The sequence below is a fragment of the Streptomyces sp. NPDC050161 genome (genome assembly GCF_044460025.1).
Taxonomy (GTDB): domain Bacteria; phylum Actinomycetota; class Actinomycetes; order Streptomycetales; family Streptomycetaceae; genus Streptomyces.
The window spans coordinates 55,744-77,265 of the sequence record NZ_JBITJM010000012.1; the positions used below are offsets into that span (position 1 = coordinate 55,744).

The window sequence follows — 21,522 nt, forward strand, 5'->3', positions numbered from 1 at the left end:
GGAGCGGAAGGTCAGGTGGGGGATCATGAGCCGGAGCGAGCGGGACACGGACCAGGACACGACGGCGCGGGACGACAGCGCCGAAACGCCGGACGGCAGCCCGGCGGAGAGCGAACGGGCACGGCGGCTGACGGCCTGGCACGGCGCGAAGCGGACACTCAGCGGCCCCCCGGTCGCCACGCTCCGCGAGCGCCTGCACCACCTGACCGCCGACGCCCCGGGCGCCTACGACCTCGACCGGTGGCCCGACATATACGGCAACGGCGACGGCATCGTCGGCGAACTGGAGCGCCGCACCGCCGACGCGCTGGGCACCGAAGCCGCCGCGTTCTTCCCCACGGGGACGATGGCGCAGCAAGTGGCACTGCGCTGCTGGGCGGGGCGCACGGGCAGCACGACCGTCGCCGGCCATCCGCTGTCCCACATGGAAGTCCATGAGCGCGATGCCTATGCGACGGTCAGCGGCCTGCGGATGGTGCACCCGACACACGCTCCGCGGCTGCCCACGGCCAAGGAGATATACGACCTCCAGGAGCCGTTCGGCACCCTGGCGCTGGAGCTGCCACTGCGGGACGCGGGCTTCGTCCTGCCCGACTGGGAGGAGCTGACGTCCACGATCGTCGCGGCCCGGGAGCGGGACGCGGTGGTGCACTTCGACGGCGCCCGCATCTGGGAATGCACCCCGCACTTCGGGCGCTCCCTCCCGGAGATCGCCGCCCTCGCGGACAGCGTGTACGTCTCCTTCTACAAGTCGCTCGGCGGCATAGGAGGCGCCGCGCTGGCCGGGACCGAGGACTTCATCGAGGAGACCCGGGCCTGGCGGCACCGCTACGGCGGTCAGATCTTCCAGCAGTGGCCGACGGCGCTCACCGCGCTCGCCGGGCTGGATCGCGAACTCCCGCGGCTGCCGGAGTACGTCGCGCACGCGAAGGTCGTCGCGCGGGCACTACGGGAGGGCCTGGCCGCGGCCGGGGTGCCGTGGTTCCGGGTACAGCCGGACGAACCGCTCACCCACCAGTTCCACCTGTGGCTGCCGTACCCGGCAGAGGTGCTGAACGACGCGGGCATGCGGCAGGCGCAGGAGACGGACACCAACCTGTTCCGGACCTGGTCCGACGAAAGCCCGCCCGGACTGGCGATGACGGAGGTGACGGTGGGCTCGTCCGCACTGCACTGGACGGCCGACGACATACGGGCGGCGCTGACGGACTTCCTCGACCGCATGCAGAAAGGACACCGGACATGAACCGCCAGGAGCGGACGGCAGCGACAAGCAGCAGAGAGAGGAGGGGCCATGCCGTTCCCCGATGAGATCGCTCCGCCCACCGTGGTCGCCCATCGGCCGGAGTGGCAGGCCGAGTTCGGGCAGCTGGCGGAACGGTTGCACGACACTCTGGGCGAAGACGCGGTCGCCATCGACCACATCGGCTCCACCTCGGTTCCGGGGCTCCAGGCCAAGGACTGCATCGACGTGCAGGTGCGGGTCGCATCGCTCGACGCGTCGCGGGACGTGGCGCGGCTCACCGGGATCGGCTTCCGCCTGCGGCCCGAACCGTGGAACAACACGGAGGTGTCCTTCGGGACGCAGTGCCGCAAGCGCGTCTTCGCGCCGCCGGTCGGCGCCCGGTCGTGCAATGTCCATGTCCGCGGGGCCGACAGCCCCAACACCCGCTTCGCCCTGCTGTTCCGCGACTACCTGCGCGCGGACGACTCGGCTCGGCGGGCGTGGGGAGCCTTCAAGGAGCGGCTGGCGCTGAGCGTGCCGGAAATGTCCGCGTACGGAGGGATCAAGGCGCCGGCGACGATCGTGCTGCTGGGCGCGGCGGAACGGTGGGCGGCCGACGTCGGCTGGTCGGCCGATTCCGGGTGGGCGGCCGGCATAGGCCCGCCCGCCGGGTAGCCGCCTCGGCCTCCGCGGGTGAGACGGGCGAAGGAAGCGCCCAGGGCCCGTACGGCACGCAAGGTGCGGGCCGGTAGGCGGTCGGCAGGGTCGGTGATCACGGCGTTGAAGCGACGCCACCGGTGGATCTCGCGGACGGTACGGACGGTGTCGGCGCCCGGCAGAACCGGGGCCCGCTCGCCGCGCTGGGCGGCACGGTAGGTGTCGAGCATGTGCTGCTGGTGTGCGTTCATGCCCTCACTCTGGGGCGCCGCCGAGGGCCGTGGCGCGTCGATTGACGAGAGCCGTCAATCGACAACGGTGCAGGTCGAAGCATCGCGCATGATGGGTGCATGGCCGACGTCATAGACATCACCGGGCTGCCGCCCGAGCGTCTCCTCTTCGCCCCGTCACCCCTGGCGGAGCTGGGCGCCGCCCTGCACGCGCTGTCCGAGCCGGGCCACCACCCCGGACTGCACGGCTGGGTCACGGCGACCACGGCAGGGCTGAAGACCGACCTCGCCGACCGCCTGTGCGAGGCGGACTTCCTGTGGCGGTCGTCGCGTTCCGACATCCTGCTGCCGACCCGCCCGGGGGCGACGCTGGCCGAGGACCTGGACGCACTCGACCGGATCGACGACGAGCGGTTCGTGGCAGCCGCCTTCGAGGTCACCTGCTCGTCCCGCTACACCATGGTCACGCCCTCACCCCTCGTGGACGCCGAGGAGCGGGCGCGGGTACGGGAGATGGCGGCGGCGCGCGGGCCGCGCCAGGCGGCGTTCACCAACCGCATGCTCACCGACCCCGACGGGCTGCGGGTGTGGCTGCGCCGCCTGTTCGAGGACTGTGAGGAGGAGTTCTTCGGGGACATCTGGCGACGGGTCGGCATCCAACTGGCCGCGGACGCCCGGCACAAGACCGAACTGCTGCGGCACAAAGGGCTGGCGGAAACACTGCCGGCAACATCGACCGCCCTCTCCCTGGAGAGCGGCGGCCAGGACGGAAGGGGGAGCGACGGCGAGCGCATCATCGTCGACAAGCTGGCCGTGGGCCGCACGACGGCGTTCTCGGACGCGGCCGACCCTGGCGTGACGTTCATCCCGACGTCGTTCGGCTGGCCGCACCTGCTGCTCAGCCACGCGCCGGGCTGGCGCCCCGTACTGCAATACCCGGTCGCCAGCCCGGAGTTGCCGGCACCGGCCGCACTGGAACTCGTACAGCAGCGGCTGGAGGCACTGAGTCACCCGATGCGGATGCAGCTGTGCCGGACACTGTCACGCGGGCCGCACACCACGGGCGAACTGGCCACCGCGTTCAGCATCACGCCGCCCGAGGTGTCCCGGCACGTCGCGATGCTGAAGAAGGCCGGCCTGATCCAGACGCGGCGCCGCGGCCGATACGTCCTGCATCAGCTGGACCTCCAGGTAGTGGCCCGACTCGGCAGCGACTTCCTGGAGGGAGTGCTGCGGTAGGGAGTGCTGCGGTAGGGAGCGCTCCCGTAAGGGTCGTTCCCTGCAAGGGAGTGCTGCTCCGCGAGGGAGTGCTGCTGTGGGGGTGGGGTGGAGGGGGAGGTGGGGAGGGTGGGGCGGGGGGGGAGGGCCCCCAGGGCGTCACGGCTTGAACCTCACGCGGCGTCAGGATGCATCGTTGCGTCATGACCACTTCTGCGACCTGGAAGGTAGGCCGGCTCGCCGAGGCCAGCGGGCTGACCGTGCGCACCCTGCACCACTGGGACACCATCGGTCTGCTCAGCCCCTCGCAGCGCACCACGGGCGGACACCGGGAATACACCGAGGAAGACCTCGTCCGTCTGTATCAGGTGCTGGCGCTCCGCAGCCTGGGGCTGGCTCTGGACACCATCGCCGTCTGCCTCGATGCCGGGGTCGACCCGGAGCGGCTGGTCCGGGACCACTTGGCCGGAGTGGAGGCATCCATTGCCGCGCTTGGTGTGCTGCGTGCACGGCTCGTGCGGCTCGGTGACGAACTGTCGGCCGACCGGGCTCCGACAGGTAGGGCTCTGATCGATGCGTTGCGGGCGATCGGCGGCACCGGTCCGGAGAGCGCGCACACGCTGAGCCGCCACCTGGAGGCCGACCGGATCGAGGCCCTACGATCCCGTGCCGCCGCCCTGGGGCCCGCGAGGCATTACCTGCTGGAGGTCGAGTGGCCTGAGCTGTACCGCAGGGCCGAACGGCTCCGTGTGGCCGGCACTCCCCCCACTGACCGGCGGGTCCGTCGGCTGGCGGCGCGCCTGGATGAGCTGAGTGCGTTGTTCACCGGCGGCGATGCCCGTATTTCCACTGGTGTCAGGGCTGCCTGGCGTGACGATCCGGCCGCCATGTCGGGAGACCCCGGCGCTCCGGCTGACGACTGGCGAGAGCTGGCCGACTACCTGGACCGCGCTCGCGACACCCCGGCCTGACCGGCACGTGCCGTGGTCACCCTGTCCCCTTCCTTCACCTCCGTTCACAGAAGGAGTCCGGCCATGAACCGCCGATCCCGTATGCGCACCGCGCTGACCTCAACGCTCCCCACTCTCCTCGCCGTTCCGGTCCTCTGCCTCCTGGCCGTGGCCGGCGCGGTCCCGTGGTCTCTTCTTCTGGCCCTGCCGGTTGCGCTGGTGGTGCACGCGGCCATCAACTTCTTCCGCCTGGAACGGAGGCTGTCGGAGGCCGGTTCCAGGCGCCCGAAAACCGTGTGACGATCACGTGCGCCGGCCGAGCGCGCGGGCGTCCGGCTCGGCCTCCGGTCCGCGGACCACGGTTCACGGACCACGGACCGTGATCCGTGAACCGTGAACCGTGAACCGCACCGAAATCCCCTCACTGCCCTGACCGGCAGCGATCCGAGCAGCCCCCGACAGCCCCTCACAGTCCCCAGCTGCCAACTGCCCCACAGGGACCTCTTCAGTTGTCCTGAAGGAACTTCTTCGCGAGGGCGTCGCCGCGGCTGACGGCGTCTTCGTGGCTCTCGATGGGGTCGGCCTTGGAGTTCTTGAAGAGGAGGTAGGTGACGCCCGAATCGGCGCCGCCCGACTCCGGGTTGGGGTCGATGCCCAGGTTCTTGGCGGCTGCGTACGACGCCTCACCGATGATCTTGTTCGGGCCGGTGTCGCCGACGACGGCGTACTCGACCTGGTTGTTGTAGATGATGGCGACCACACCGCCGCCCTTGATGCCTGCCGCGCCGTAGTCCCAGATGTCGCTGACGCTGGGCACCACGACGTACGGGAGTTTCTCGGCGCTGAGCGGCTTGCCGTTGGACTGGTGGAACGCCGTGTCGTCCTGGAACCAGGGGTCGGTGTCGGCGTTGCACTGGGTGGTGATCTGGCCGTCGCAATCTATGTCCATGTCGGCCTTCCAGAAGACCGCGCCGTTCTTGCCGCAGACCGGGACGGTGGCCGAAGTCTCTTCGTCGGTGCGGTACTTGCCCTTGGAGAGCTGGTCGCACGTGGCGAGCTTGGCGAGCAGGTCGGATGCGCCGACCGAGCCCTCCTGGAGGCGGTGCGCCTTTCCGGCGGACGGCGGGGGTGCTGCGGTGGTCGGCTGGGCCGCGGCGGGCAGGGCGGCTGCGGCGAGGAGTGCCGCACCGGAGGCGGTGGCGAGTGCCAGGATGCGTGTCCGCACTGGGGAACCTCTCTATTAGGAAGGTTTCCTTACCGAGCGGGGTCAATCTGCTCCTGTTGCGTGTCCACGTCAACCCTTTGGGCGATGCGGTTCCGGCCAGGCTCAGTCGTCTCCCGGCCCGAGTCTGGCCCCCGGCCGGTCCGCGCGCCCCGCCCGACGTGCCCTCAGGACCGGCTGTTCGCCCGGTCGGAGGCGAGACTTCGCCCGCTCGCCTCCGCCGGGGGCCGCCCCGTCCCGGCTGAGCGCCCGACACGCTCGCCTCCGCCGACGCCCGGCCCGTCCCCGCTGAGCGCCCGACCCGCCAGGCGCTCGCCTCCGCCAGCCGCCCTTCCCCCGCTAAGCGCCCGTCCCCGACCCCGCGCCCCCGGCCCGTACCAGGCCCGTCTCGTAGGCGAGGACGACGGCCTGGACGCGGTCCCGGAGGCTCAACTTCGTGAGGATTCGGCCGACATGCGTCTTGACCGTGGCCTCCGACAGCACCAGCTTCGCCGCGATCTCGGCGTTCGACAGCCCCTGCGCGACCAGCAGCAGCACCTCGCGCTCGCGTTCCGTGAGCCGTCCCAGCTCGGGCCGGTCCGGCTCGGCGGCCGTGGCGGGCAGCATCGGGGTGAAACGGTCCAGCAGCCGACGGGTGGTGGAGGGAGCGACGACGGCATCGCCGCTCTGCACGGCCCGGATGGCGCCCAGCAGTTCACTCGGCGGCACATCCTTGAGCATGAAGCCGCTGGCGCCCGCCTTCAGCGCGGAGAACGCGTACTCGTCGAGGTCGAACGTGGTGAGGATGAGGACCTTGGGCGCGTCCTCGTTCCGGCCGCCCTCGCAGATCCGCCGGGTGGCCTCGACACCGTCCAGATGAGGCATCCGGACGTCCATGAGGATGACGTCGACCTTCGTGGAGCGCAGCACCTCCAGCGCCTGCACGCCGTCGCCCGCCTCGGCGACGACCTCCATGTCGGGCTGCGCGGCGAGCACCATCCGGAAGCCGGTGCGCAGCAGCGCCTGGTCGTCGACGAGCATCACGCGGATGGTCATGGCAAGGGGATCCCTTCGGGGGTGGGGCTCCAGGGTACGGAGCGGGCAGGGTACGGGCCGACGCACCGGAGCGGGTGCGGGACCTGGCAGGCGACGGGGCGGGCCCGGCCACCGGGCCGTGCGACCCGGCGGTGCTCCCGGACGCCGAGAGGCGACGAGAAGCGCATGCACAAACGCTCCGGGGCGGCTCCCCGGCCGTGCGTGCCGCGTCCCGCCGCCCTCACCGTTCGGGCTTGAGCGGCAGGACGGCGCTGATCCGGAAGCCGCCGCCCTCGCGTGGCCCGGCCTCCAGCCGTCCGCCGACCATGCCGACCCGCTCGCGCATCCCGATGAGGCCGTGCCCCAGGCCGTCGGCGCCGCCCTCTTCGTACAGTTCGTGCTGCGCGCCCCGCCCGTCGTCCTCGACGAGAAGGCCCAGGTCGGCGTCCTTGTAGGTGAGGCGGACGGTCGCGCCGACGTCGGGGCCGCCGTGCTTGCGCGTGTTGGTCAGCGCCTCCTGCACGATGCGGTACGCGGTGAGTTCGACGCTGCTGGGCAGGGGCCGCGGCTCGCCCTCCACCCGGAAGTCGACGGGCAGCCCGGCGCCCCGTACCTGGTCGACGAGGTCGGCGAGCTGTTCCATGCCGGGCTGCGGTACGTACTCGCCGCTTTCGGGCTGTTCCCCGGTGCGCAGCACGCCGAGCAGGCGGCGCATTTCGGCCAGTGCCTGCCGCCCGGTGCCGGAGATGGTTTCCAGTGCCTGCCGGGTCTGCTCCGGGGCGCTGTCGAGGACGTAGGCGGCGCCGTCGGCCTGGACGACCATCACGGAGACGTTGTGGGCGACGACGTCGTGCAGTTCGCGGGCGATCCGGGCGCGTTCGGCCGCGACGGCGATGCGGGCCTGTGCCTCGCGTTCCTTCTCCAGCCGGGTGGCCTTCTCCTCCAGCTGCGCCCAGTAGGCGCGCCGGGTCCTGACGGAGTCGCCGAGCACCCAGGCGAGCACGAACGGGCCGGTGAGCAGCACCGTGAGGAAGACACCCTCCCAGAGCGGGCGGCTGTCGGGTGCGTCGCCGAAGCGCATCAGGGAGAGCGTGGGGCCGATGAGGGCGCCGATGAGGGCGAGCCGGGAGGCCCAGCGGGTGGTGCCGGATGCGGCGGTATAGATGATCACCAGCATCGCGAAGTCGCCGGGGTTGCTCGGCACGTTGGCGATCAGTTGCCCGACGCCGAGCGCGGCGGCCAGCAGCAGCATCCACTCGGGCCACTTGCGGCGCAGTGCGATGACGGTGCACAGGCCGACGGTGAAGAGCGCGCCGAGGGACTGCTCGACGGCTCCGCCCGGCAGCGACACGACCCACAGGCAGTTGAACCCGAAGAGGAGGAACGCCCAGAAGGAGTCCACCCCTGTCGGGTGTCTGCGGAAGAAGTCGTAGAGGCGCTGCACGTAACCCAGCGTATGCAGGCCGTATAGGTGTACGGGTCAACCGGAGGGGCGATCCTGTGCGCCGCGTCTACTCCAGAAGGTGGAGACCGGAGCACGCCTGCGCCGCCGCCCGCCGCCCGGCGCTCGTCCCTTCCGCCCCTTCCGCCCGCCGAGCACCCCGGCCGCGTGTACCCCCCACCCCCCTCGTGCGTACCGTGGTCCGGTGACGAGCGAGTGGTGTGGCTGGCGGGACGCGGCGGAAGCGGCCCTCTACGGTCCTGACGGTTTCTACACCCGGCCAGGTGGCCCCGGTCCCGCGGGGCATTTCCGTACTTCCGTGCACGCCTCGCCCCTCTATGCCGGTGCTGTCGCCGGGCTGCTGTGCCGGGTCGACGCGGCGCTCGGGCATCCGGACGAGCTGGCGCTGATCGATGTCGGCGCGGGCCGCGGCGAGTTGCTGACGGGGGTGCTGGACGCGCTGACGGACCGCACCGAGGCGGCGGGTGCCGCGGCCCCGCTGTCGGCGCGGCTGCGCCCGTACGCCGTCGAGCGTGCCGCGCGTCCTGACGGTCTGGATCCGCGCATCGGCTGGCTGGCCGAGCTGCCGGCGCCCGGTTCGCTGACCGGGCTGCTGTTCGCGAACGAGTGGCTCGACAACGTTCCGGTGGAGGTCGTCGAGACCGATCCGGACGGGGTGCCGCGCCGGGTGCTGGTCGGCGCGGACGGCACGGAGCGGCTGGGCGACCCGGTCGGCGGCACGGACGCGCAGTGGCTGGCCCGCTGGTGGCCCGGTCTCGTCCCGGAGCCCGGCCGGGCCGCCCCCGCTCCCGCCCCCGCCCCCGGCCTGCGCGCCGAGGTGGGCCGCCCGCGGGACGCCGCCTGGGCGCGGGCCGTCCGTACGCTGCGCGCCGGGCTCGCGGTCACCGCCGACTACGCGCACCGGCGGGACGACCGTCCGCTCTTCGGCACGCTCACCGGGTTCCGGGCGGGGCGGGAGGTGCCCCCGGTGCCGGACGGTGGCTGCGACATCACCGCGCATGTCGCGCTGGACGCGTGCGCGAGCCCGGCGGCCGGGCTGCTGACCCAGCGCGAGGCACTGCGCGCCCTCGGCGTGACCGGCCGACGCCCGCCGCTCCCCCTCGCCACCACCGACCCCGCCGCCTACGTACGGGCGCTGGCCGCCGCGGGCGAGGCCGCGGAGCTGACGGACCCCGCGGGGCTCGGCGGCTTCGGCTGGCTCGTCGAGCCCGTGGGCGCGGCCTGTGCCGGAATCCTGGACGATCTCGGCGCCGGGCGGGTCCGGCGGGAGCACGGCGGCGGGTAGCGCGCGGGCCACGGCGGCGGGTAGCGCGCGGGCGCGGTACGGGCACCGGCCCGCCCGCGGCCCGTCCCGCTCCGCCACCTCCTCCCGTCCCCGCCCCGCCGAACTGCGAGACTGTTCCCATGACGGAGACGACGGTCGGCATCGGCGGCGCGGCGGAGAGCACCGACATGGTGCTGAACATCGGCCCGCAGCACCCCTCCACGCACGGCGTGCTGCGGCTGCGCCTCGTTCTTGACGGTGAGCGCATCCAGCACGCCGAGCCGGTGATCGGCTACATGCACCGCGGCGCGGAGAAGCTGTTCGAGGCGCGCGACTACCGGCAGATCGTGATGCTCGCCAACCGTCACGACTGGCTGTCCGCGTTCTCCAACGAGCTGGGCGTGGTGATGGGCGTCGAGCGGATGCTGGGCATGGAGGTCCCGGAGCGGGCCGTGTGGACCCGTACGCTGCTCGCCGAGCTGAACCGCGTGCTCAACCACCTGATGTTCCTCGGTTCGTACCCGCTGGAGCTGGGCGGCATCACGCCGGTCTTCCACGCCTTCCGCGAGCGCGAGGAGCTCCAGACCGTCATGGAGGAGATCTCCGGCGGCCGGATGCACTACATGTTCAACCGGGTGGGCGGCCTCAAGGAGGACCTGCCGGCCGGGTGGCTCGGCCGGGTCCGGCACGCCATCGCCGATGTCCGCTCCCGGATGGACGTGTTCGACAATCTCGTCCTGGGCAACGAGATCTTCCGCGGCCGTACCCGCGGCGTCGGCGTGCTGTCCCGCGATGCGGTGCACGCGTACGGCGTTTCCGGGCCGATCGCCCGCGCCTCGGGTGTCGACTTCGACCTGCGGCGCGACGAGCCGTATCTCGCGTACCCGGATCTCCAGGACACCCTCAAGGTCGTCACCCGGGATGCGGGCGACTGCCTGGCGCGTTTCGAGTGCCTGCTGGAGCAGAGCCACAACTCGCTGGATCTCGCGGACGCCTGCCTGGACCGCATCGCCGAGCTGCCGCCCGGTCCGATCAACCAGCGGCTCCCGAAGGTCCTCAAGGCCCCGGAGGGCGCGACCTACGCCTGGACGGAGAACCCGCTCGGCATCAACGGCTACTACCTGGTGTCCAAGGGCGAGAAGACGCCGTACCGCCTGAAGTTGCGGTCCGCTTCGTACAACAACATCCAGGCGCTGACCGAGCTGCTGCCGGGGACGCTGGTCGCTGACATGGTCGCGATCCTGGGGTCGTTGTTCTTCGTCGTCGGCGACATCGACAAGTAGACGTCGGCAAGTAGACGTCGGCGAGTAGACGTCAGCAAGTAGCCGCTGCGGGGCGCTAGTCGGGGCCGTTGGGCATCGCTGTCATGCGTCCGGCCCCGCCCCCGGCCCGGGAGACGGGCGGGAGACGGGGCCGGAGGGCGAGTGCCTGAGGGCAGGTGCCGGTTACGAGATGGCGCTGCGCAGCTCCGCCACGTCGAGCTGTTCGGTCTCGTCGTGCGCCGTGAGGTCGATGACCTCGCCGACACCCTCCGCGGGGACCTCGGCACCGGCCTCGTCGCCGTCATCGGCGGCGTTCCCCGGTGCGTCGGGCGCCGTCTCCGTACGCGCGTCGGGAGCCGTCTGCGGGCGCCCGTGCCCGGCCTCTTCCGTACGGGCGTCCGGAGCCGCCGCTTCCGGGGTCTGGCCGGGGCGGAGGCGGGCGGTGGCGTGGGCCGACTGTTCGGCGACGGCCTCGTCGCCCACGACGTCCGCGAGGTCCTCCTCCAGCGGGGCGGGCAGCTCGCGCGGCGCCGCGTTGCCGAAGAAGTCGAAGCCGCCGATGGCGCGGGACGCCCGGGGGCCGGGTGCCGCGGGCGGTGCGACGGCGGCGGCAGCGGCCGGGATGTGGCGGAGCGCGGGGGCGGCGGCCTCGGCGGCGCGCGCGGTGGCCGCCGCGGGCTTCCCCCGGCCGTCCTCACCACCCTGCCCGCCGGACTGCTCCGGGCGGTCCTGGGCGGGGTTCCGACTGCCGTCCTGGGCACCGTGTGCGCCCTGGCCGCTGGCGCTCTCGTCGCGCTGGCGGGCGGCGTTGCGGGCCAGCCGCTGGAGGGCCAGGTCGGCCTGCGCGAAGGTGGCACCGGCCGCGGAACGGCCGTCCGTGGCCCGTGCGTCGGCCGTGCCGCGCTTGTCGATGGCGACCCGCTTGTCGATGGCGGCCCGCTTGTCGGTGGCGGGGCGGCCGTGCGCCGTGCGCCGGCCGCCGGATGCGGCGGGACGGTCGGAGGCGGCGGGGCCGTCGGTCTGCGGCCCGTCGGTCCCGGGGTCGTCCTGTCCGTCGGTGCGGGTGCTGCGTTCGACGGCGGTGCCCGGGGTGCCGTGCGGCTGCCGGGGCAGGCCGCTGCCGAGCGCGGTCAGCTCCTTGGCGGGGGCCGCCGCCTCGATCGCGAGCAGCCGACGGCCCTCCAGGGCGCTGGCGCGCTCGGTCTCGGCGGTGGCGTAGCGGCGCAGCAGATCGGCGTGTTCGGTGCGCAGCCTGGCCAGTTCGGCACGCTTGGCCCGCAGCTTGGTGTCCAGGGCGGCTCGTATCTCGCGGGCCTCCTCGACGTCCGTTTCGAGTTCGGCGATCCGCTCCTCGGTCCGCCATTCGTCACGGGTCCGGGCGCGGCTCAGCTCGGCGACCCGCTTGCCGGCCTTGCGGTCCCAGACGCGCAGCAGGACGGAGCCGGTGACCGCGGCGGCTGCGGCACCCGCTGCGAGTCCCCGCTGCACCAGGTCGTCGCCGACGAACCACGCGCCCGCGGCGCAGGCGATCGACGTTGCGGCGACCGAGGAGGGAGGAAGCAGCCGGTGGAGGGGTGGTGAATGGCGGTGGCGTCCTCGTGGCATGGCCAGAAACTTACCGTGCGTGCGGGGCCTATGGGGCCCCGCCCACCGATCCGTTCCCCGTGGCTACTTCTTCACCAGGCCCTTCGACTCCAGAAATGTCTGGGCGACATCCGCGGGCTTGAGTCGCTCGGCGTCGACCTTGCGGTTCAAGTTGATCAAGTCCTTGGTCGTCAGCACACTCGTGAGCTTGCCCAGAGCCGTCTCGATCTCCTTGCTGCCGGCGCTCTTGGCATTCACCACGGGCAGCACATTGTCGGCGTTCTGGAGCTTCTTGTCGTCGTCCAGGAGCACCAGACCGAAGTTCTCCAGGGTGGCGTCCGTCGTCGTGGTCAGCACCAGTTGATCGGTGCCGTCCTTGACCGCCTGCTTGGCCGGTGTGGTGCCGACGCCCTTCGGATCGATGCCCTTGACGTCGATGCCGTAGGACTTCTCCAGGCCCGGCTTGCAGAACGGCCTGGTCTCGCACTCCTCGCCGGCGGCCAGGGTGACCTTCTGCCCGGAAGCTCCGAGATCGGAGAGCGTCTTCAGCTTGTGCGCCGCGGCGAATTCCTTGGTAACGGCGAAGGCGTTCTGGTCGGTTGCCTCACCGACCGGCAGTACCTTCAGTCCGCGCGGCCCGGCGAGCTTCTTCAACGCCGTCACGGTCTTGTCGATGTCACTGGAGGCGACGGGCTTCGCCTTGGCGCCGTTCTTCTTCGCGTTGAGGAATTCGGCGAGGGTGGAGGCGTATTCCGGAACGACATCGATCTGGCCCTTCTCCAGGGCCGGTTCATACAGCTCGCGATTGGCGAGTGTCTGTACGCGTGCGGTGTATCCGGCATCGTTAATGATCTTGGAATAGATCTCGGCGAGCACCTTCGACTCGGTGAAACCGGCAGAGCCGACGACGATCTCGCCCTTGCCGCCCCCCTTGCCGGTTGCTCCGCCCTTGTCCTCCAGGCTTTCGCCGCTGCATGCGGCCAGCCCGGCCGCCAATGCGATCACTGTGCCCGCGACAACCGCGGTGCGCGACGCGCGTGACGTGCTGCTCATGGGATTCACCATTCGGTTCGTTGAGTTCGGATGTGCTGGTTGGGGCGAGGACCGTGCGGAAGGCAGCTTGGCAAAGCGCCGGCGCCGCGTCAGGCGGGTTTCCCTATCGCGACCGCATCGTCACCACGACCGCCGCGCCGCCCACGGCCCTTGGCGCGGCGCCGCCGCCCCCGCATCGGGTCGAACAGCCGGTCCGCGAGGATCAGCGCGCCCTCAACGGCCAGCGCAAGTACGGCCACCAGCACGGCGCCCGCGACGACCTGCGGGGTGTCGTAGTTGCCGAAGCCCGCGGTGATGATCCGGCCGAGCCCGCCGCCGCCGGCCAGCGCGGCCAGTGTGGCGGTCGCGACGACCTGCACCGTGGCCGACCGCAGCCCGGTCATGATCAGGGGGTAGGCGAGCGGCAGTTCCACCCGCAGCAGGAGCTGCGGGCCCGACATGCCCATCCCCCGGGCCGCCTCGACCACGTCGCGGTCCGCCTCCCGCATCCCCAGATAGGCGTTGGTCAGCAGCGGCGGTATCGCGAACAGCACCAGCGCGATGACCGTCGGCCAGTCGCCCTGCTTCCCCAGCGGGCTGAGCGTCAGCAGCACCAGCACCGCGAAGGTCGGCACCGCCCGCCCGACGTTGGAGAGGTTGACCGCCAGCGTCCCGCCCTTGCCGATGTGCCCCAGCCAGAGCGCCACCGGCAGGGCTATCAGACAGGAGATGACCAGGCAGACCGCGCTGAGCTGGACGTGCTCGCCCAGGCGGTGCCACACCCCTTTTTCCCCGGCCCAGTTGGCGGCCGACGTCAGCCACTGCCAGGCGCCCGTGATCGCGTCCATCGCTCAGGCCACCGCCTTCGTCACCCGTGCCGCGCGCCGCGCACGGGACCTGGCCCGCGCCTGCGCCCGCGTCCACGGCGTCAGCAGCCGCTGGAGTGCCAGCAGCAGCAGATCGGCCACCAGCGCCAGCAGCACGCACAGCACCGAAGCCGTCAGCACCTCCGCCTTGAAGAAGCCCGCCATGCCGCTGGCGATGAGATTCCCCAGGCCGCCGTATCCGACGACGGAACCGATCGTCGTCATCGCCACCGTCGACACCGTGGCGATCCGCAGCCCGGCCACCAACGCCGGTATCGCCAGCGGGAGTTCCACGCCGAACAGCAGCCGCAGCGAGCCGTACCCCATCCCGCGGGCGGCCTCCCTGACCTCGCCCGGCACCGCTTCGAGCCCGGCGAGGATGTTGCGCACCAGGATCGTCAGCGAGTAGAGCACCAGACCCGTGACGACCACCGAGACGGAGACCCCGAAGACCGGCGTCAGCAGGGCGAACATCGCCAGCGAAGGGACCGTGTACAGCACCGTCGTCAGCCCCAGGACCGGCCCGGCGGCGGCCCGCCAGCGCCGGGCGACCAGCGCCAGCGGAAAGGCGATCAGCAGCCCGATGACGACGGACGCGACGGTGATCCCGATGTGCTGGAGCGTCGCGTCCAGCAGCTCCTGGCTCCGGGTGCGGACGTACTCACCGCAGATCCAGTCGTTCGCCTCCAGGCAGCTCGGGCCGCCCGGCTGCCCGGCCGCCTGCGCCACGTGATGTCCGGTCAGCTGTGTCGGCAGGCTCGCCGGCAGCTGTGCCATCAGCTGCGTACCCCACGGCACACTCACCCGTCGTCACCTCCCCCGCCCCTGTCGCTCACATTTTCGGTGACTGTCTGCGACCCTATCCCCCACCACTGACAATCGGCCCGGCCCGCCATTCATCCGCCACATCGCGTTCACAACTGCCTGGTCACAATGGAACCGTCCACCTTGGGGGAAAGATGATCCGCTTCGCGCACGTCACCAAGCGCTACCCCGACGGCACCACCGCCGTCGACGACCTCTCCTTCGAGGTCGCGAAGGGTGAACTCGTCACGCTCGTCGGCCCGTCGGGGTGCGGCAAGACCACGACGATGAAGATGGTGAACCGGCTCATCGAGCCCACCAGCGGCAGCATCCACCTCGACGGCGAGGACATATCCGCCGTCGACCCCGTCGAACTGCGCCGCCGGATCGGCTACGTCATCCAGCAGGTCGGGCTCTTCCCCCACAAAACCGTCCTGGACAACACCGCGACCGTCCCGCACCTCCTCGGCTGGCAGCGCAAGAAGGCACGCGAGCGGGCGGCCGAACTCCTCGACCTGGTCGGCCTGGACCCGGCCGTCCACGGCGACCGCTACCCCGACCAGCTCTCCGGCGGCCAGCGCCAACGCGTCGGTGTGGCCCGCGCACTCGCCGCCGACCCACCCGTCCTCCTCATGGACGAACCCTTCGGCGCCGTCGACCCCGTCGTCCGCGAACACCTCCAGAACGAATTCCTCCGCCTCCAGTCCACCCTCCACAAGACGGTCCTCTTCGTCACCCACGACATCGAGGAGGCGGTCCGCCTCGGCGACCGCATCGCCGTCTACGGAGAGGGCAGGATCGAGCAGTTCGACACCCCGGCGACGGTCCTGGGCGCGCCGGCCACCCCGTACGCAGCCGCCTTCGTCGGCGCGGACCGCGGCCTCAAGCGGCTCTCCGTCACCCCCGTCGAGAGCGGCGACCTCGATACGCCGCCGGTCGTCCGCCTCGACGACCCCGCGGACCGGGCAGCCGCCCTCCTCGCGGCCGACGACGCCTCCTGGGCGGTCGTCCTGGACGCCGACGCGTCCCCGTACGGCTGGGTGTCAGCCGCCGCGCTCGGCGGCCCGGCACCGGACGCCTCCGCCTCGCCCCGCACCACGAAGTCCGCCGCGGGCACCGTCCGCGACCACGCCCGCCCGATGGACGCCGCGCTGCCCCTGGGCGCGCCCCTCAAGGAGGCGTTCAGTGCGATGCTCCAGCACGACGCCGGCTGGATAGCGGTCCTCGACGGCACGGACTACCGCGGCGTCCTCACCCCCGGCCGGCTGCACGCCGCGCTGCGCCGCTCCACCGGCGCCGACGCCGCGCGCATCCCGCGCGCCGAGGTGTCCCTGGACGCGGTGCCCGGAGGCCGCTGACCTGCCGTCCGCCTAGGCCGCGGTGGCGCCCGCGTCGTCCTCGTCGTCCGGCAGCTTGCAGACCCGCTCCAGGAAGATCGCCGCCGCCACCACGGCGGCGCCCGCCAGCACCGAGAGACCGGCGTAGATCGCCTGGTCCCGGCGCGGCGCGACGTCCATGCCCGAGATCAGCAGGAAGACGCCCGCGCCGCCGTACAGCCCCGCGACCAGCGCCGCCACCAGGGCGCTCGCCTGCCCGAACACCACCGCGCGGGCGGCGACCAGCGGATCCACGCCCTTCGCGCCGGGGCGCCGCTCGCGCTGCGCCCGCAGCCGCGCGCGGAACGAGAGGGCGGTGGCGGCCAGCACGGCCGCGATCAGCGCCAGCACGATCGGCGCGGCCAGCGGCACGCTCGGCAGGGTGCCCAGGCTGTCCCACAGCCGGGCGCCGGCCCAGGCCAGCACCCCGGCCACCAGAAACAGCCCGACCAGCACCTTGATTCGTAGCTGCTTCACCGAGCCATCGCCCCTTGCGCCCTCATGGCTGCCCCGCTGTCCTGATCGACTCGTCCGTCACGTACACCCGCGTCCACGCCACCGCGGTCTCCGCGATCACGCCGTGCGTCACGCCGTACGCAACCACATCGCGCGGCCCGGACGCCGTACGCGACCCGCAAGCCTAACGACTACTCGGGCAGGTGCAGTTCCAGGTCGGCGCGCGCCTGCACGCCCTGGCTGCCGACCGAGGCCAGCAGATCGGCGACCGCGCCGTGACCGGGCACCTCGGCCGACGGGTCGACGTCGTGCCACGGCACCAGCACGAAGGCACGCTCGTGGGCGCGCGGGTGCGGCAGCGTCAGCCGCGGGTCGTCGGAGATCACGTCCTGGTAGGCGAGGATGTCGACGTCGATCGTGCGCGGGCCCCAGCGCTCGTCCCGCACCCGCTCGAAGGCTTCCTCGATCGCGTGCCCGCGCTCCAGGAGGGATTCCGGCGGCAGCGTCGTCTTCACCAGCACGACGGCGTTGAAGTACGAGGGCTGCGAGCCCGGGGTCACGCCCCACGGCTCGGTCTCGTACACCGGGGAGACCGCCTTGACCCGCAGTCCCGGGGTGTCCTCCAGTGCGTCGACGGCCCCTTGGAGCGTCTCCAGGCGGTTGCCGAGGTTGCTGCCGAGGGAGATCACGGCGCGCTTCGGGTTGGACAGGGTCACATCCGCCGCGTCCACCTGCTCCACCACGGAGGCGGGCACCGGCTGAACGGTCGGGTCACTGCTGGTCATACTCGACTCCGGGTGATGGTGATGGTCACGTCGTCGAAGGGGACGGTGATCGGGGCATCCGGCTTGTGCACCACCACTTCCACCTCCTGCACCCCCTCGTGCTTCAGGCACTGGGTGGCGATCCGCTCCGCGAGGGTCTCGATGAGGTCGACCGGATCGCCCTCGACGACGGCCACCACCTCCTCGGCCACCACGCCGTAGTGCACGGTCTTCGCGAGGTCGTCGGTGGCTGCTGCCGGGCGGGTGTCGAGCCCCAGCACCAGGTCCACGATGAAGGTCTGGCCCTCCTCGCGTTCTCGGGGGAACACCCCGTGGTGCCCTCGGGCCTTCAGCCCACGCAGCGCGACACGATCCACGCGAATCACTCCCACTGGTCCCACTGGCACCTTTGGCGCCACTGCTCGTCGGAATTCCGGACATGCGCCGAACCCGTCCGGCACACCGCCCGTCGTCGAATCTACCTGCGAACACCGACAGCGCTCGCCCATGGGGGCTATGGACAAGGCCCCTCACTGCTGCTAGGAACCCGCCAGATGGGCCGGGCCCGGACAGCCGTGAGGCCGCCCGCGCGGCCTCCTACCCCGGTTACCCCGGACCGCGTCCCCCACCCCTACCCACACCGCACTTGGCTCGAACGGGTGCGCTCCCGATCACCCCGCTGACGCCCGCCCTCGCCCTGCCACGGCACCCGAAGGCCCGGACGGCGACGTCCCGCGGCCCTCCTCAGACCGCGCCGGGCGCCCCGCCGGGACCGGCCGCGCCGTCCTCGTCGTCGCCGTCCTCGTCACCGTCGCCCTCGCCGTCCGTCAGCACCGGCGAGCCGTGGTGCGACCACACCCGCCAGCCCTCCTCGGTACGCCGGAAGACGTTCGTCGCGACGACCAGTTGGCCGATAAGCGGCCCCACCGACCCGTCGTCCTCGGCGGGCCCGCCGCTGAGGATGTTCTCCGTACACGTCACCAGCGCCGTGTCACCCATCACATCGATCTCGACATCGGTGAGAAAGAACTGGATGTACTCGGTGTTGGCCATGATCAGCGCGTACGAGCGGAGCACCTCGCCACGCCCGCGCAGCACAGGCCACCCGGGATGGACGACGCTGACCTGGCCGTCCAGCCACAACCCGGACATGGCTTCGTGGTCGCCGCGCTCGATGGTCTCGTACAGGGTCGTGTTCGCCTGCTCGACCAGCTCGATGTCCGTACGTGGGCGCAAGCCGCTCACACCGTTCCCGTCGCGTTCGCCGTCATGTCCTCGCGGCCAGCCGTGCCCGCCGCGCGTTCCACCGCGCGGGCCACGCGTACCGCGTCCGCGCTCGCCCGCACCTCGTGCACCCGCACCGCCCAGGCCCCCTCGCGCGCCACGATCGCCGACACCGCCGCCGTCGCCGCGTCCCGCTCCCTGGCCGGCGGCGGGGCGGTTCCTTCACCGCCCGCCAGCACCCTGCCCAGGAACCGTTTCCTCGATGCGGCCACCAGCAGCGGGCGGCCCAGGGCGCGCAGCCTGCCAAGCCGGGCGACCAGCTCAAGATCGTGCCCGGCGTCCTTGGCGAAGCCCAGGCCCGGGTCGATCACTATCCGCTCCGGATCGATGCCGCCCGCCACCGCCCGCTCCATGCTGCGGCCCAGCTCGTCCACGACCTCGCCGACGACGTCCGCGTAGACGGCACGGTTGTTCATGTCGATGGACTGGCCCCGCCAGTGCATCACCACGAACGGGACGTACGCGGCGGCCACCGTCGGCACCATCGCCGGATCGGCGGCGCCCGCACTCACGTCGTTGACCAGCCGCGCCCCCGCCTGCACCGCCTGCTCGGCGACGGCGGCCCGCATGGTGTCGACGGAGACCACGGCGCCCGCGGCGGCCAGCTCCCGTACGACGGGGACGACGCGGCGCAGCTCCTCGGCCTCGTCCACCCGCGCGGCTCCGGGACGGGTCGACTCGCCGCCCACGTCCACCAGGTCCGCGCCCTGCGCCACCAGATCGAGACCGTGTTTGACGGCCAGCTCGGTGTCGAACCACTGGCCGCCGTCGGAGAACGAATCGGGCGTGACGTTCACCACGCCCATCACCGCACAGCGGTCCCAGTCCGGAAGTCCGGCCACCCGGTCACGCGAGGTACTCATGCCACCAGCGTAGGCGGTGTACCAAGGGGCTTTCGTTCGGATCATGCGAGCCCATGATCCGAACGGAAGGCCCTTGCGCCTGCGCGATGGCCACCGGTCGCCGCCCGCGCACCGGTACGGCCCGCTCAGGCCGCGTGCTCCATGGCGCTCGCGGCCGGCCTGGGCGCATCCGTGTGCGCGCAGGGCCGCGGCTCGACGGGCTTGCGGCGGCGCAGCGCCCGCGGCAGGCCCAGCTCCAGATAGCCCTCGGCCTGGAGCGCCGCCAGGCCGATCCGCGGGATGTCCCTGCTGTTGCGGAACACCACGAAGCGCGGCTCCCAGCGGGGCCTGAACTTGTCGTTGAACTTGTACAGCGACTCGATCTGGTACCAGCGGGACAGGAAGACCAGCATGCCGCGCCACACCCGGATGACCGGGCCGGCGCCCAGCTTCTCGCCGCGCTCCAGAGAGGAGCGGAAGACCGCGAAGTTCAGCGACACCTGCTTGATCTTCAGATCGGGCGCGGCCTGCAGCGCGGCGACGATCAGCAGTTCGTTCATCCCGGGGTCGGCGCTGCGGTCGCGGCGCATCAGCTCGAGCGAGATGCCGTCGCCGCCCCACGGCACGTAGTGCTGCATCGCCTTCAGGTCGCCGAAGGCACCGGGCTCCTCGCCGTCGGCGGGCGCCTGGTGCGCGGTGGCTATCACCGCGTCGCCGTCGGTCACCGCGTCGATCCGCCCCAGCGCCATGGAGAAGCCGCGCTCGGTGTCGGTGTCCCGCCAGGCGTCCGCGGCCAGCTGGATGCGCGCCAGCTCGTCCGGCTCCAGGTCGCGCACCCGGCGCACCCGGGTCTCGTAGCCGTTGCGCTCGATGCGCTTGACCATCTGCCGTACGTTGCGCATCGCGCGCCCGGTGAGGCTGAAGTCCGCCACGTCGACGATCGCCTCGTCGCCCAGCTCCAGCGCGTCCATGCCGGTCTCCCGGGTCCACACCTGGCCGCCGGTCTCGCTGCACCCGGTCACCGCCGGCGTCCAGGAGTGCGCCCGCGCCTCCTCCATGAACCGCTCGATCGCGCCGGGCCACGCCTCGACGTCGCCGATCGGGTCGCCGCTGGCGAGCATCACGCCGGAGATCACCCGGTAGCAGACCGCGGCCTTGCCGGTCGGCGAGAAGACCGCGCCCTTGTCGCGGCGGAGCGCGAAGTAGCCGAGCGAGTCGCGGCCCCCGTGCTTGGCCAGCAGCTCCCGCAGCCGCGACTCGTCCTCGTCGGTGAGCCGGGCCACCGGATGCTCCGGACGGAACGCCAGATACGCGGTGGTGGCGAGGGTCAGCAGGCCGAGCGCGCCGAGCGAATAGCCAACGGTGTAGTCGACCCGGTGCGTGTAGGCGATCGGGCCCTCGAAGCCGAACAGGCCCCACAGCACGTGCTGGACCCGCTCCCACAGGGACGGCGAACCGACGATCTTGCCGGGGTGCGAGCTGACGATCACCAGGCCGATGCCGAAGCTGGCGCCGCCCAGCACCACGGCGTTGGCCACCGCCTTCCAGCGGCTGCGCGGGTCGGGCAGCGCGGCGAACTCCTTGCGGTGCCACAGCAGGAACGCCAGCAGCGCCAGCGAAAGCACCGCCCCGATGAAGGAGTGGCGGTAGACGAGCTGCGCGGCGATACCGACCGGGAGCAGCGCCACCGCAGCCGCCCAGGCCCGCCGCTTACGCCGTTTGAGGCCGTGCGCCAGGAGGAGCAGCAGAATGCCGACGACGAGGGACGCGGCGGCGGCCAGCGGGCTGACCGCGCCCGGCAGCACCTCGGCCAGGGCGTGCACCCGGCTGTGCCGGAACCGCGGGAAGATGCCTGCCACGAGGTTGAGCAGACCGATGAGGACACCGGCCGTGCCGACGCACCGCGGCACCGACTCGGGTCGCGGCCCGCGGAGCCAGCGTGGCGTGCGCCACGCAACCGTCTCCGACTTTTCGCCATCTAGCCTGTCAGACATCACTTTCCCGTCGCCC

At 72.0% G+C, this 21,522-nt stretch carries 21 protein-coding genes; 8 read left to right on the top strand and 13 right to left on the bottom strand.

What is annotated here, in order from left to right; genetic code table 11:
• Positions 1 to 25 precede the first annotated feature (25 nt).
• From ACIBK8_RS20495 to ACIBK8_RS20515, 5 genes are all read left to right on the top strand, one after another.
• Entirely contained in the window at positions 26 to 1,246 is a 1,221-nt protein-coding gene (locus ACIBK8_RS20495; RefSeq protein ID WP_399043233.1) for a threonine aldolase family protein, read from the top strand.
• Positions 1,247 to 1,294: 48 nt separating this feature from the next.
• Positions 1,295 to 1,900 (top strand): GrpB family protein, encoded by a 606-nt coding sequence (locus ACIBK8_RS20500; protein ID WP_399043234.1) that lies wholly within the window; start codon positions 1,295 to 1,297, stop codon positions 1,898 to 1,900.
• A gap of 332 nt (positions 1,901 to 2,232) precedes the next feature.
• Positions 2,233 to 3,351, top strand: a complete 1,119-nt coding sequence (locus ACIBK8_RS20505) for a DUF5937 family protein (RefSeq protein ID WP_393686545.1) — start codon at positions 2,233 to 2,235, stop codon at positions 3,349 to 3,351.
• A gap of 182 nt (positions 3,352 to 3,533) precedes the next feature.
• Entirely contained in the window at positions 3,534 to 4,301 is a 768-nt protein-coding gene (locus ACIBK8_RS20510) for a MerR family transcriptional regulator (RefSeq protein WP_399043235.1), read from the top strand.
• Between the two features lie 63 nt (positions 4,302 to 4,364).
• A complete protein-coding gene (locus tag ACIBK8_RS20515; protein WP_399043236.1) occupies positions 4,365 to 4,580 on the top strand; it encodes a hypothetical protein in 216 nt (71 codons plus the stop codon).
• A gap of 205 nt (positions 4,581 to 4,785) precedes the next feature.
• Here ACIBK8_RS20515 and ACIBK8_RS20520 read toward each other — a convergent pair whose 3' ends face one another.
• From ACIBK8_RS20520 to ACIBK8_RS20530, 3 genes are all read right to left on the bottom strand, one after another.
• Positions 4,786 to 5,505 (bottom strand): glycoside hydrolase family 75 protein, encoded by a 720-nt coding sequence (locus ACIBK8_RS20520; protein WP_393686546.1) that lies wholly within the window; start codon positions 5,503 to 5,505, stop codon positions 4,786 to 4,788.
• A gap of 336 nt (positions 5,506 to 5,841) precedes the next feature.
• A complete protein-coding gene (locus ACIBK8_RS20525) occupies positions 5,842 to 6,537 on the bottom strand; it encodes a response regulator (RefSeq protein ID WP_399043237.1) in 696 nt (231 codons plus the stop codon).
• A 220-nt stretch (positions 6,538 to 6,757) separates the two neighbouring features.
• Positions 6,758 to 7,960, bottom strand: a complete 1,203-nt coding sequence (locus ACIBK8_RS20530; protein WP_399043238.1) for a sensor histidine kinase — start codon at positions 7,958 to 7,960, stop codon at positions 6,758 to 6,760.
• Between the two features lie 202 nt (positions 7,961 to 8,162).
• Here ACIBK8_RS20530 and ACIBK8_RS20535 point away from each other — a divergent pair, with 202 nt between their 5' ends.
• Positions 8,163 to 9,263, top strand: coding sequence for an SAM-dependent methyltransferase (locus ACIBK8_RS20535; protein WP_399043239.1), 1,101 nt, complete (start codon positions 8,163 to 8,165; stop codon positions 9,261 to 9,263).
• A gap of 119 nt (positions 9,264 to 9,382) precedes the next feature.
• Complete coding sequence (locus ACIBK8_RS20540; RefSeq protein WP_393686550.1) at positions 9,383 to 10,525, top strand: NADH-quinone oxidoreductase subunit D; 1,143 nt, start codon at positions 9,383 to 9,385, stop codon at positions 10,523 to 10,525.
• A gap of 162 nt (positions 10,526 to 10,687) precedes the next feature.
• On the opposite strand, the gene ACIBK8_RS20545 is transcribed toward ACIBK8_RS20540, so the two are convergent.
• The 4 genes from ACIBK8_RS20545 to ACIBK8_RS20560 all read right to left on the bottom strand — a co-directional run bounded on the left by ACIBK8_RS20545 (position 10,688) and on the right by ACIBK8_RS20560 (position 14,763).
• Positions 10,688 to 12,109 carry a hypothetical protein gene (locus ACIBK8_RS20545; RefSeq protein WP_399043240.1) on the bottom strand — a complete coding sequence of 474 codons (1,422 nt, stop codon included), beginning with the start codon at positions 12,107 to 12,109 and terminating at the stop codon, positions 10,688 to 10,690.
• A gap of 63 nt (positions 12,110 to 12,172) precedes the next feature.
• Positions 12,173 to 13,141 (bottom strand): ABC transporter substrate-binding protein, encoded by a 969-nt coding sequence (locus tag ACIBK8_RS20550; RefSeq protein ID WP_399043241.1) that lies wholly within the window; start codon positions 13,139 to 13,141, stop codon positions 12,173 to 12,175.
• A gap of 89 nt (positions 13,142 to 13,230) precedes the next feature.
• A complete protein-coding gene (locus ACIBK8_RS20555; protein WP_399043242.1) occupies positions 13,231 to 13,968 on the bottom strand; it encodes an ABC transporter permease in 738 nt (245 codons plus the stop codon).
• 3 nt (positions 13,969 to 13,971) lie between these two features.
• Positions 13,972 to 14,763: an ABC transporter permease gene (locus tag ACIBK8_RS20560; protein WP_399043390.1), complete on the bottom strand. Its 792-nt coding sequence runs from the start codon at positions 14,761 to 14,763 to the stop codon at positions 13,972 to 13,974.
• Positions 14,764 to 14,945: 182 nt separating this feature from the next.
• Between ACIBK8_RS20560 and ACIBK8_RS20565 the strand changes: the two genes are divergently transcribed.
• A complete protein-coding gene (locus tag ACIBK8_RS20565) occupies positions 14,946 to 16,148 on the top strand; it encodes an ABC transporter ATP-binding protein (RefSeq protein ID WP_399043243.1) in 1,203 nt (400 codons plus the stop codon).
• Positions 16,149 to 16,160: 12 nt separating this feature from the next.
• Here the strand turns inward: ACIBK8_RS20565 and ACIBK8_RS20570 are convergent, their stop codons facing one another.
• The 6 genes from ACIBK8_RS20570 to ACIBK8_RS20595 all read right to left on the bottom strand — a co-directional run bounded on the left by ACIBK8_RS20570 (position 16,161) and on the right by ACIBK8_RS20595 (position 21,506).
• Entirely contained in the window at positions 16,161 to 16,643 is a 483-nt protein-coding gene (locus ACIBK8_RS20570) for a DUF3180 domain-containing protein (RefSeq protein WP_399043244.1), read from the bottom strand.
• 170 nt (positions 16,644 to 16,813) lie between these two features.
• Positions 16,814 to 17,407, bottom strand: a complete 594-nt coding sequence (gene folK, locus ACIBK8_RS20575; protein ID WP_399043245.1) for a 2-amino-4-hydroxy-6-hydroxymethyldihydropteridine diphosphokinase — start codon at positions 17,405 to 17,407, stop codon at positions 16,814 to 16,816.
• Positions 17,404 to 17,763 (bottom strand): dihydroneopterin aldolase, encoded by a 360-nt coding sequence (folB, locus tag ACIBK8_RS20580; protein ID WP_393686557.1) that lies wholly within the window; start codon positions 17,761 to 17,763, stop codon positions 17,404 to 17,406. The genes folK and folB overlap by 4 nt, the downstream gene beginning before the upstream one ends.
• 367 nt (positions 17,764 to 18,130) lie before the next feature.
• Positions 18,131 to 18,622 carry a nuclear transport factor 2 family protein gene (locus tag ACIBK8_RS20585; RefSeq protein WP_393686558.1) on the bottom strand — a complete coding sequence of 164 codons (492 nt, stop codon included), beginning with the start codon at positions 18,620 to 18,622 and terminating at the stop codon, positions 18,131 to 18,133.
• A 5-nt stretch (positions 18,623 to 18,627) separates the two neighbouring features.
• A complete protein-coding gene (gene folP / locus ACIBK8_RS20590) occupies positions 18,628 to 19,533 on the bottom strand; it encodes a dihydropteroate synthase (RefSeq protein WP_399043246.1) in 906 nt (301 codons plus the stop codon).
• Positions 19,534 to 19,658: 125 nt separating this feature from the next.
• Positions 19,659 to 21,506 carry a phosphatidylglycerol lysyltransferase domain-containing protein gene (locus ACIBK8_RS20595; protein WP_399043247.1) on the bottom strand — a complete coding sequence of 616 codons (1,848 nt, stop codon included), beginning with the start codon at positions 21,504 to 21,506 and terminating at the stop codon, positions 19,659 to 19,661.
• Positions 21,507 to 21,522 lie beyond the last annotated feature (16 nt).